This is a genomic window from Streptomyces sp. NPDC059828 (assembly GCF_042731955.1).
GTDB lineage: Bacteria > Actinomycetota > Actinomycetes > Streptomycetales > Streptomycetaceae > Streptomyces.
Genome location: NZ_JBHWIW010000019.1, coordinates 61,743 through 74,268, shown reverse-complemented (window position 1 = coordinate 74,268; position 12,526 = coordinate 61,743). Strand labels below are relative to the sequence as shown.

The 12,526-nt window shown below is 66.7% G+C and carries 4 protein-coding genes; 2 read left to right on the top strand and 2 right to left on the bottom strand.

Annotated features, from left to right (window positions below; all coding sequences use genetic code 11):
* Positions 1–13: 13 nt before the first annotated feature.
* Positions 14–649 (bottom strand): TetR/AcrR family transcriptional regulator, encoded by a 636-nt coding sequence (locus ACFV6V_RS14310; protein WP_385564019.1) that lies wholly within the window; start codon positions 647–649, stop codon positions 14–16.
* Positions 650–810: 161 nt separating this feature from the next.
* Positions 811–885: a 50S ribosomal protein bL37 gene (locus tag ACFV6V_RS14305; protein WP_106430099.1), complete on the bottom strand. Its 75-nt coding sequence runs from the start codon at positions 883–885 to the stop codon at positions 811–813.
* A gap of 247 nt (positions 886–1,132) precedes the next feature.
* On the opposite strand from ACFV6V_RS14305, the gene ACFV6V_RS14300 reads away from it, so the two are divergent.
* On the top strand, positions 1,133–4,837 hold the full coding sequence (locus tag ACFV6V_RS14300) for a LamG domain-containing protein (protein WP_385564015.1): 3,705 nt from the start codon (positions 1,133–1,135) through the stop codon (positions 4,835–4,837).
* A 158-nt stretch (positions 4,838–4,995) separates the two neighbouring features.
* Positions 4,996–11,955, top strand: a complete 6,960-nt coding sequence (locus ACFV6V_RS14295) for a polymorphic toxin-type HINT domain-containing protein (RefSeq protein WP_385563902.1) — start codon at positions 4,996–4,998, stop codon at positions 11,953–11,955.
* The last annotated feature ends 571 nt before the right edge of the window (positions 11,956–12,526 follow it).

Below are 12,526 nucleotides of genomic sequence, written 5' to 3'. Positions count from 1 at the left end.
CTCAGGCACCTGCTCACTGCACGACGTCGGCGGCCGGGGGAACCGCCCAGCGCTCCCCCGCCATGAGGTTGCTCAGGCCTGCCCAGGCGAAGTTCATCAGCGTCACCGCGGCCTCCCGCGCGGACACCCCCGGCGTGTCGTTCGCCCACCCGGCGAGCGACTCCGCCGCACCCACCAGCGCCTGCGCGAGGCCGGCGACATCGCGGTCGGTGAGCTCCCCCGCCCCCTCCGCCTCCCGCGCGGCGGCACCGATCAGCATGGTCACGAAGGCGACGAGCTCGTCCCGCATCACGGCCACCTCGGCCGCGAACGGCTCCCCGTGCGTCCGCGCCTGCCGGTGCAGCACCGCCCAGGCGTCGGGATGGTCGATGGTGTGACGGAAGAACGCGGTCGCCCCCTCCCACAGCTGCCGCTCGGCCGGCAGCCCCGGGTCCACGGCGGCCCGCACAGCGGCGACCAGCGCCGCCGCCTCGCGCCGGATACAGGCCGTGAACAGGTCTTCCTTGGAGTTGAGATACAGATAGACCAGCGGCTTGGAGACCCCGGCGAGCTCCGCTATCTCATCCATCGACGCCGCGCGGTACCCGAGCCGGCCGAACGACTGCACGGCGGCGTCCAGCATCTGCTTCTCCCGCACCTCGCGCGGCATCCGCTTGCTGCTGCCCCTGTCCGTACCACCCACGCCCGACGCCCTCCCACCCACCGATGTACTCCGCGGTAAGCCTAAGGCCGGCCTCCCCCCGTGGAAGACCGGCCCGGACGGCATTCACCGCACATACCGCACGGCGAACACCGCAGAACCGATGCGGCTCAGGCGTTGGGCCGCTTGCCGTGGTTCGCCTTCCTCTTCTTACGGGCACGCCGCTTGTTGCCTCGCTTGGACATGTGCGCCTCCTCGTTCCGGACTTCACCACGTCCTGGAAAGTTTATGTTCAGCCCTATTTGTCGGCATTCCCTGACGCTCCGACAGACACGGAAAGTAATTGAGCTTGACGCATCTGCAACATGCGTACAAGATTTCGAACTTCGTGCACACGTCATGCACATCAGGGGGGAACCTGTGAACATCCAGGTGCGCCGTCATGCGCGCCGGAGAACCGTCGCTCTGACCACAGCGGCGGTCGTGGCCTCAATGATCCAGCCACTGACCGGAACGGCTTCGGCGCAACCCGCGTCAGCAGCCGCAACCGCGGCGCCTGCCGCACCGACCTCGGCGCAGGGCGCGTCGGCTCTGGCCGTCCGCTCGGGCCAGCCCGTCGAGGTGGTCTCGGAACGCTCCGAGTACACCAGGACCGAGGCCAACCCGGACGGCACGTTCACCATCACGCAGTCCACGGCCCCGCAGCGGGCCAAGGACGGCAACGGCAACTGGCGTGATGTGGACGTGACGCTCGTACGCCGCCCGGACGGGACGATCGGGCCGAAGGCCTCCGTCGTGGACCTGTCCTTCTCGGGCGGCAGCGACGGCAAGGACATGATCCGGCTCGCGGGAGACCAGGGATCGGTGACCCTGGGGTGGCCCGAGCGGCTGCCCCGACCGACGCTGGACGGGCCGACCGCCACGTATCCGGAGGTCTTCGACGGCGTCGACCTCCAGCTGACCGCGACGGCCGAGGGCTACCGCGAGGTCCTGGTCGTCAAGTCCGCGCAGGCGGCGGCGAACCCGGAACTGAACACGGTGGAACTCACCGCCACCGGCGACGGCCTACGGGTCGCACCGGCACCCGGCGGCGGTCTGCGCGCGCTCGACGAGAACGGCAACACGGTGTTCCACGGCCCGGCCGGCCTGATGTGGGACTCGGCGGGCGGCAGCGACGGCACGGGGGACAGCGGAGTCCAGCCCCAGATGCTGCGTCGCGCCGTCACCGCTGCCGGCCCGGCAGCAACCACCCAAGGTCCCTCTCCGGAGGCCGGAGCTGGACCGGCCGATGCCGCTTCATCCCCTGAGGCCGCCTCCCCGGACAAGGGTGACACCACCGCGGTCCTCCCGGTGCAGGTCAGCTCCGGGCAGGTGGCCGTGACGCCGGACATGGACGTGCTGCGCGGCGAGGACACCGTGTACCCCGTCTACATCGACCCCTCGATGGGCCTGGGCGTGTCCGAACGGACGGTGCTCTCGTCGGACGGCGACACGTTCTGGAACTTCAACGGCGACTACGGGGTCGGCAACTGCAACCGTGTCGGCCCCTGGTACTGCGGCTCGAACTACACGAACCGCATGTACTTCGAGTTCGCACCGACCAAGCTCGCCGGGAAGTACGTCATCGACGCGACCTTCCGGGCCTACGAGACCTGGTCGTTCTCCTGCACCCCCCAGTGGGTGGACCTGTGGCGGACCGACAACATCTCCAGCTCCACCGACTGGCCGGGGCCCGACCAGCTGGATCTGATGGTCGACCGGCAGATCTCCGCTGGCCGAGGTGACGCCTGCGACCCCGATCAGCCCGACTCCTGGATCGACTTTCACGACGCCGGCAGCGAGTCGGACGAGAACCTCACCAAGACGGTGCGCTCCTTCGCCGACGGCAACTTCTCCCGCCTCACCCTCATGCTGCGGGCGAAGGACGAGGGCAACCCGGATGCCTGGAAGCGGTTCGAGGACAACGCCGAGCTGAAGGTCGTCTACGCCCTGAAGCCCGGGGTGCCGACGTACATCGGGGTCATCCCCGGCAGCGGAACGGTCCCGGGCTGCGGAACGACGGAGGCGACCGCCGAGACCGCCACCCGCGAGGACCCCTACCTCCAAGCCATGGCTCAGACCGCGGTGACTCCCGCCAGCTGGGACGAACGCGGCTCTCTGCGGGTGTACCACCACGCGGAGAAGAAGCAGAACAACGGCACCTGGGCCACGGCGTGGGAAGCGGAGGACCCGCCGACGGGGTACCAGATCGACAACTACCTGTCGAAGCGACGGATGAACCCCGCCGTGGACGGCTCGATGTACCGGGTGAAGTTCTGGACCAAGTCGTTCTGGACGTACAACGGCAAACTGAACGGCCTCAGTTCGTCCCCTACCGTCTGGTGCTACTTCACGTTCGACACCGCTGCCCCCAAGGAGCCGCGGATCACCTCGAACGGCCCCTACGAGGAGTGCACCACGAACGACTGCCCCAGCGGGGGCGGGCCGGGGATCAAGGGCTCGTTCACCCTCAAGCCCCATACCGCCGACAAGGACATCACGGGCTACCGCTGGCGTCTGCTGACCGAGCGCGCTGACGACACGCACCGCGAGGACAAGGTCGGCAGCGACGGATCCGTGACGATCAGACCCGTACCCACCACGTCGGGCACCCAGGTGCTGCGGGTGGAGGCCATCGACGTGCGGGATCGGACGAGCGCCCCGGCGGAGTTCCATTTCAAGGTCAAGTCCGGTGAGAAGGCAGTGGGCCGCTGGCACTTCGGGGAGAACACGGGAACCACGGCGGCGGACAGCGCCGACGCGGGCAGCGCCAGGCACCCGATCACCCTGCACCAGCGAAGTGGCAAGGCCGCGAGCTGGTCGGTACGGGGGCGCCTGGGACCCGGTGACCACTCACTGCGGTTGAACGAGGACGTGGACGACGATCCGGACAAGCAGACCGGCTACGCATCCACGACGACCGCGCCCGTCAACACCAAGGACTCCTTCACTGTCTCCGCGTGGGTGTCACTGACGGACGGTGCCGGGACCAGAGTGGTCGCCTCCGCACCGGGAGAGCACAAGGCAGCAGCGTTCAACCTGTTCTACTCGGGCTCGACGAAGAAGTGGGTGTTCAACCGGGCTGTCGCCGACTCGGACAAGCCCGAGTACGTCAGCTCGGTGTCCGACGCCCCCGGCGCGCCACTGAACGTCTGGACGCATCTGACGGGCGTCTTCGACACCAAGAAGGACACCGACGAGAGCAACGACACCATCCAGCTCTTCGTGAACGGCCGTCCACAGGGCTCGCCCGTGCGGCTGAAAGCGGCAAACGCCGACTACGAGCCGTGGACGTCCGGGGCCGGAATGACGATCGGCGCGTCCGCCGCCGGCGAGTACTTCAAGGGCAATGTCGACGAACTCGCCGTATGGCAGCGGGGGCTGGACGCCGGCGAGGTGCGCGGGGAGCACGTGGTCAAGGACACCAACGGCGTCACCGCCACCGAACTGGTCGCCCACTGGGACACCGCAGCGACGGCGAACGGCACGATCGCGGATGCCACTCCCTATGCCCCGGACATGAAGATCTCGGGCACGGGGGCTGTCGCCGCGCCCACGAAGGGCGAGGTACGCCTGGACGGCGCGTCCGGCTACCTGTTCGCCGACGGCCCGGTCGTCGATGAGACCGGTTCGTTCACCGTGTCAGCGAGCGTCAAGCTCGACAAGGCGAAGTTCGAGGCTCTGCCGGTCGGCACGAAGGCGTATGTCTTCGGTCAGGCCACGCCTGAGGGGAAGCAGGCTTCCTGGGCACTGTGGGTGGAGAAGCCCTCCACGAGCCGCTACACGTGGCACTTCGGCCGTACTGCGACGGATGCGACCGGCAAGGTCATCGCCACCGGTTCGGTGACTTCTGAAGCGCCAGCCGACCTGGGCACCTGGGTACAGGTCACAGGCGTATTCGACGCCGCCGAGGAGGTGGCAGCCGGCTACGGCAGCACGCATCTGTACGTCGGCGCAGCGCAGCAGATGTCCGATTCAGACGCGGACTTCCCACGAGCGCAGCAGGGCCGGGGCCAGATCACCGCCGGCCGTGCTCCAACAGCCGGTGCCACGGACACCTACCTGCCAGGAGCACTCCAGGAGACACGGGTCTGGGTCGGCGCGATCCCGGAGGACGAGATCAGCGCAAAGGTCATGGGCGACACCAGCGTCGGATGAAGCCGTCCTTCCTGGTGGGCGCTCGCAACGGGCGCCCACCAGGGCTCATGTCCGCCTCGTCTCCGTCATCACTGCCATTTCCGCCCACCTCGATGTCGTGGGCACATCCGCTCTTGCCGCCCCGTGCGGAGCGGCACTCAGCGAAAGTGAAAACACCAATGAATCGGTTCCCACCGGCGGTCGGCAGTCGCGGCCGCCGCAGATGGCCCGTGCGCTCTCTGGGCACGGTCGCCGCACTGACCATGCTGCCGGGCCTCCTCGGCCCGGTGGCGTACGCCGCCGACGGCACGTCGGAGCCCCGCCCGCTGGGCCGGCCCCTCCTGGGGAAGCCCCGGTCGGCCGACGTCTCACCGTTCGTTCCCCGGCGGGACAAGAAGGCCGCAAGCCTCGAACTCAAGCGCGCGGCGACCATGCAGGCCGATGCGGCCCGCGCCCACGCCGTCCAGAACCGGAAGGTCACCTGGCCCAAGAACGGGACAGCGACCCTCACGCTCCCTGCGAAGGGCACGGCGAAGGCGGCCCCCGGTTCGCTGCCCGTCACCGTCGCACTCCCGAAGGCGGACAAGGGCACGAAGGCGTCGCCAGCCGCCAGTTCGGTGACTGTCAACGTCCTGGACCAGAAGAAGGCAGCGGAGCTCGGCGTCAAGGGTGTCGTCCTGACCGTCGCCGGTCCGGCTGAGGGCGGTCAGACCGATTTCAGTGTCGGCTACGGGGCCTTCGCCGCCGCCTATGGCGGCGACTGGGCAGGCCGGCTCCAGGTGCTGCGGCTGCCCGACTGCGCACTGACCTCGCCCGCCGCCGCGAAGTGCCGCAAGCGCACCCCCGCCGAGTTCATCAACCGCCGCAAGAAGCAGACGCTCGATACCCGTCTGTCCTTCACCGCTTCGGGCTCAGCCGCCCGGTCGGCCGGCGCGACTGCCGCCAACGGCCGGACCATGGTCCTGGCACTCGCGGCAGGCACCAAGTCCGGCGGAGGCGACTACAAGGCCACCCCGCTCTCCTCGTCCTCCACCTGGGAGGCAGGCGGTTCCTCCGGCAGCTTCACTTGGTCGTATCCGCTGCGCGTACCGCCCTCCGCGGCCGGCCCCAAGCCTGATCTGGCCATCTCCTACGACTCGGGCAGCGTGGACGGCCGTATCGCATCCACGAACAACCAGGGCACGGTGATCGCCGAGGGCTTCGACATCACCTCCTCGTACATCGAGCGCAAGTACGGCTCGTGCGACGACGACGGGCAGTCGGACAAGCACGACCTGTGCTGGAAGTACGAGAACGCCTCCCTCGTCCTCAATGGCAGGGCCTCCGAGCTCGTCAAGGACGACACCACGGGCAAGTGGCGGCTGAAGAACGACGATGCCTCGACCGTCACCCGGTCCACCGGAGGGGACAACGGTGACGACGACGGCGAGCGCTGGACCGTCGTCACCGGTGACGGCACCAGGTACGAGTTCGGCCTGAACAAGCTTCCGGGAGCGGGCGACAGCGACCGCACCAACTCCGTTTGGACCGTGCCGGTCTTCGGCGACGACGCGGACGAGCCCGGCTACTCCTCGGGCGACCGGTTCTCCGAGCGCTCCAAGAAGCAGGCATGGCGGTGGAACCTCGACTACGTCGAGGACACCCGCGGCAATGCCATGTCGTACTGGTACACCGCCGAGACCAACCACTACGACACCCTCGGCGACGACAACAACGGCACCGCCTACACCCGAGGCGGCTACCTCGAAGAGATCCGCTACGGCCAGCGAGCCGGCGCGCTGTTCTCCGCCAAGCCGGCCGCGTCGAACAAGGTCGTCTTCTCGTACAGCGAGCGTTGCCTGGAGGACTGCGGGTCGCTGACCGACGACACCCGCAACAACTGGCCTGACGTACCCTTCGACGCTGAGTGCAAGGAAGACCGCAAGTGCACGGGCAGCGTCAGCCCCACCTTCTACACCCGCAAGCGGATGACCGGCATAGCGACCCAGGCATGGGACGCGGCCGCCACCACGCCCGGCTACGCGTCGGTGGGCTCCTGGGCTCTTGTGCAGGACTACTACGACCCGGGCGACACGGGCGACTCACACGATCAGGCCCTGTGGCTCAAGCAGATCCGGTACACCGGCAAGCACGGCACCGATCTGACCCTGCCCCCGGTCACGTTCGACTACGAGGCGCGGCCGAACCGCGTCGACGGCAAGAACGACGACATCATCACCCTGGACAAGCCCCGCCTCAGGAACATCACCTCCGAGACGGGCGCCAAGACGACCGTCACGTACATGGCGGCCGACTGCCTCGCCGCACAGTCCAAGCCGAGGCCCGACGAGAACACCCGTCGGTGCTACCCCGTCTACTGGTCGCCGAACGGTGCCAAGGAACCGATCCTCGACTGGTTCCACAAGTACCCCGTCCTGAGCGTCTCCACGAGTGACCCCCAGGGCGGCTCGGCCGCGGTCGAGCACACCTACTCCTACTCCGGTCCCGCCTGGCACTACAACGAGGACCCGCTGACCAAGGAGAAGGAGCGCACCTGGTCGGTCTGGCGCGGCTTCAAGAAGGTCACCCACCTCACCGGTCTCCCCGGCAAGACCCAGTCCAAGACGGTCGGCGTCTACATGCAGGGCATGAACGGCGACCGTGTCCTCGATTCCACGGGCAAGAAGCTCGACCCGGACGCGCGCAAGAGCGCGACGGTCACCGGCATCAAGGCCCCGCAGATCACCGACTCCGGCCAGTACGCCGGCTTCACCCGCGAGTCCGTCACGTACAACGGTTCCCAGGAAGTCGGCGGCACCGTCAACGACCCCTGGTCCCGGCGCACCGCCACTCAGCACAAGTCGTACGCCGACACCGAGGCCTACTACGTCCGCACCGGCGCCAGCCATGCCCGTACCAGCATCACCACCAGTGGCACGGCCGTCGACCGCGTCCGCTCCGTGGTGACCACTTACGACGACCACGGCATGGCCGAGACCGTCCTGGACAAGGGTGACAACGCAACGCTCGGCGACGAGACCTGCACTCACACCTGGTACGCCCGCAATCAAGCGGCCGGGATCAACAGCCTTGTCGCACGCACCAGGGTCACCGCCAACCCCAAGTCGAACCCGGTGGCGAATCCCTGCACGCTGACCGATGACAAGCTGGACCTTCCGGCGGACTCCAAGTCTGCGGGCGATGTCATTTCCGACACCGCCGCGGCATACGACACGACCACCTGGAGCGAGTCCCAGAAGCCCACCAAGGGCGAACCGCTCTGGACAGGACGCGCCTCGGGCTACGGCACCGACGGCAAGCCGATCTGGCAGACCGTCGCCACCACGAGCTTCGACGCTCTCGGACGTCCCCTCACGGTCAAGGACACCAACGGCACCACCACCGCGAAGACCACCTACTCCCCCACGGCCAGCGGCCCGTTGACCAGCTCGACGGTCACCAACGCCAAGGGGCACACCGGCACGACGCTGCTGGACTTCGCCACTGGCTCCTCCCTCAAGACAACTGACCCCAACGGCGAGGAGTCCCAGAGCGAGTACGACAGCCTCGGCCGTGTCACCAAGGTCTGGCTGCCCAACCGTCTCAGGGAGGTCTACGACACCCCCAGCTACAGCTACGCCTACCACGTCACGGCCAAGGAGAACGACTGGTCCTGGGTCTCCACGACCAGCGTCAGCCCTCAGGCGTACATCACGACGTACGAGATCTACGACTCGCTGCTCCGCCTCCGTCAGGTCCAGGCGCCGTCACCCATCGGCGGCCGGGTGATCTTCCAGACGCTCTATGACGAGCGAGGACTCGCCGCTACCGCGGAGTCCGACATCTGGGACGAGAAGAACGAGCCCAACGGTGATGTCCAGGCCACCGACGGCGGCCAGGCACCGATGCAGGTCGACACGACCTATGACGGCGCGGGGCGGCCCGTCAAGGCCGAGACCAAGACCAAGAACGTGGCGCTCTGGACGGTCGAGACGACCTACACCGGCGACACCGTCAGCGCGACGGCCCCGACCGGTGGCCAGGCGACCGCTGTGGTCACCGACGCCCTGGGCAGGACGACCGAGCGCCGTGAGTACGGCGGCACCAAGCCGACCGGCAGCGACTACACCAGCACCAAGTACACCTACACCGCGGACGGGAAGCAGAGCACCGTCACCGGCCCCGACAAGGCCAAGTGGTCCTACACATACGACCTGTTCGGCCGTCAGGTCAGCTCCGACGACCCCGACACGGGCACGTCGACGACGACGTACAACGTGCTCGACCAGATGATCAGCAACCGGGATGCCCGCGGCAAGACGCTGCTCTCCGAGTACGACGTGCTCGGTCGCAAGACAGGTCTGTGGGACGGCACCAAGTCTGACGCGACCAAACTCGCCGCCTGGACCTTCGACACCCTCGCCAAGGGCCAGCAGGACTCGGCCGTCCGCTACGAGAACGGCGTCAACCAGACCAACAGCAAGGCGTACACCCAGACGGTCACAGACTACGACGCGCTCTACAGGGTCAAGGAGAACGAGCTGACTCTGCCTTCGGACGACCCGCTGGTCACCGCAGGCGTCCCCCAGAAGCTCGCGTTCTCCGAGTCGTACAACTTCGACGGCACGCTCTTGCAGACGGGCAGCCCCGCTGTCGCCGGACTGCCGGCGGAGCGGGTCGGCAACAAGTACAACTCGGTAGGCCAGCAGGTTCAGTTGCAGGGCAAGAGCCACTACCTCCAGGGAGCCCTGTACTCCGAGCTCGGCGACCTGCGCCAGCTCACCACCGGCCGTGGCCCCGACGACCAGGCGTTCCTCAGCTTCGACTACGAGTCGGGGACCCGTCGGCTCACCAGGTCCTATGTGACCGACACCGTCCACGACTACATGCTGCAAGAGCTCAAGATCAACCAGGACGACGCCGGAAACGTCACCTCGATCTTCGACGCGACCACGCTGGGCGGCACAACGAAGCCCGACTACCAGTGCTTCAGGTACGACGACCACCGCCGCCTGACCGAATCCTGGACCCCCAAGCTCCGCAACTGCGGCGCCGACGGCCGCACCACGGCCAACCTCTCCGGCGCGGCGCCCTACTGGCACAGCTACACGTACACGGACTCGGGGCAGCGCAAGACCGAGACCCAGCACACGTCATCGGGTGACAAGACCACCACGTACGCCTACGGCACCACCGACGGCCAGCCCCACCCTCTGGCCTCGACCACGGGCGCGAGGGCGGCGACCTACACCTACGACAGTTCCGGCAACACCACCAAGCGCCCCGGCGCCCAGGCGACGCAGACACTGACCTGGAACAGCGAGGGCGACCTCGTCTCCACGAAGGAATCCGCAGCGGGGAGCAAGCCGGCTACCGGCACCAGCTACCTCTACGACGCGAGTGGCGAGCTGCTCATCCGCCGCAACACGACGGGTGACGGCGACACGGTCCTCTACCTCCCCGGAGGCAACGAGGTCCGCCTCACCACCAAGGGCTCGACCAAGACCCTCACCGGTGCCCGCTACTACACGGCGGCGGGCCAGACCATCGCCCTGCGCACCGGAACCAAGGGCAGCACCGAAACCGAACTGACCCTCCTCGCCGGGGACCACCACGGCACCTCCAGCCTCGCTATTGATGCCACCACCTTCGCGGTGACCAAGCGCTACACCACACCGTTCGGCTCCCCCCGGGGCACCACCCCGAAGTCCTGGCCGGACGACAAGGCCTTCCTCGGCAAGCCGGCCGACGACAACACGGGCCTCACTCACATCGGCGCCCGCGAATACGACCCGTCCATCGGCCAGTTCATTAGCGTCGACCCGGTCCTGGCCCTCGACCAGCACCAGTCCCTGAACGGCTACGCCTACGCCAACAACACCCCCGTCACGGCCTCTGACCCGACTGGTCTCATGCCCGACCACGGCGGCGGCACAAGCTCCTGCACCTACCCGTGCAAGGGCAAAGAGGTTGACGAGATCATGGCAGCGGGCCCCACCCGCCCCAGCAACGCATCCAGTACCGGTGCAACTGGCGGGACCGCACCCACTGACAGCTCCAGCGGCCCGATTACCGACCTTGGCAATGGCCAGCCTGGAATGCCGCCAGCTGAGGGCATAAAACTCTTCTGGGGAAAGAATGGCGAGAACCCGACCATCTCGCAAATGGAGTACTGGGGAACATACAACGAGTCGCTGAGCTATCAACTCAACGCCGAGCTGTACTTCCGCGACCGTTGCAGCTACAGCTTCGACCCCGGCTGCGAGGTTTTCAGCAAGCACTACGACAAGTGGAAGCATGTCGAAGGGATCGAGTCAGCCAACAAGTGCTTGGTGTGCTCGAATGCTGGCTTTGAACTGGTCCTGGCGGCGGCCATGCGGGGCAGACTTCCCTGCGCCAAGTGTTTCCTCGCCGGAACCGACGTCCTCATGGCCGACGGCACCACCAAAGACATCGAGGACATCCGACCTGGTGACGAAGTCAAGGCCACCGACCCCGAGACAGGTGAATCGGGGCCGCGCGAGGTAACCCGGCTCATCGTCACCGAAGACGACAAGCACTTCAACGAGCTCACCGTCACAACAGCTCAAGGTCGCGAGAAGCTCACAGCCACACACGAGCACCCGTTCTGGTCCCCCTCCGAGAAGCGCTGGGTCGAAGCACGCGACCTCAAGCCCGGAATGACCCTCCTCACGGATGCCGGCACCACCATCCCTGTGACGGGAAACCACGCCTACACCAAGCACGCACGCACGTACAACCTCACCGTGGACGACCTGCACACGTACTATGTGCTGGCGGGGGCCGCGCCGGTACTCGTTCACAACAGCAACTGTGGTCCTGCGTTTTCCATCGATGAGGGGCAGTTCGGAAAGAAGTGGGGCAAGCACGCTCAGGACTATGGCCTCAATCCGGGTGACGCCTCTGCTCGCCAGGGCTTCCGTGACAAAATCGCAGAGGTTCGCGGGTCGCATGACGAGGTGCGGCAAGGTCCGTGGAATCCGAAGAATGGCGGCGGGAGCGACTACTTCTTCTACCGCAGAGGGAACGATCTTCTAGTGACGAAGGGTGATGGCCAGTTCGTCACTATGTTCCCTATGAGTAAGCCAAACGGCTGGTTCGAGCAAGCGAGTCCCTACTCATGCGGGTGTAAGAAATGACCGAGCGAAAAGTAGCGAATCTGCGAGCAGGGCAGCGCGTGCGAGCTGCGCTTGGCGTTAAGTACCTTGCGGATGACCCTCAGGATTCCGCATCAGTCGAGGCTGTGGAATTCCTATTTCACGCAGGTCCTTCCATTCTCTTGTCTTGCGACACAGACTGGACCCTCAAGGTCACTGACGGTCGGTGGCCGGCGCTGCCCGCATGGTGCTGGCCCATTGAGTCATGGGCTTTCGAGGAGATAGAAGAGATCGGGAGTCCTGGTCTCGACATCATTATCTCAACCTCGGATATCCGTAATTCCATACGTGAGGTCTGTGGTGTCCTGCTGGAGTTCCCCGCAGCGTGGGTAACCGTCAGATCAGGCGAAGCGCTGACATGGGATATCTCTCGCAAGGAGAGCTGATCGCGTCAGCAAAAATGAAGCCCCGTCAGGTGCGTCCTGGCGGGGCTTCTGCGTGTCGTGACGGCAGTAGTTGACGCTGAGGTTGAAAGGGTGGGGCCGGGGCAAGGCGGCGGTTCGCTGCCTTAGCTGTTGTCCGTCCCGCTGATCTCCAAGATGCCTAGCGCGGT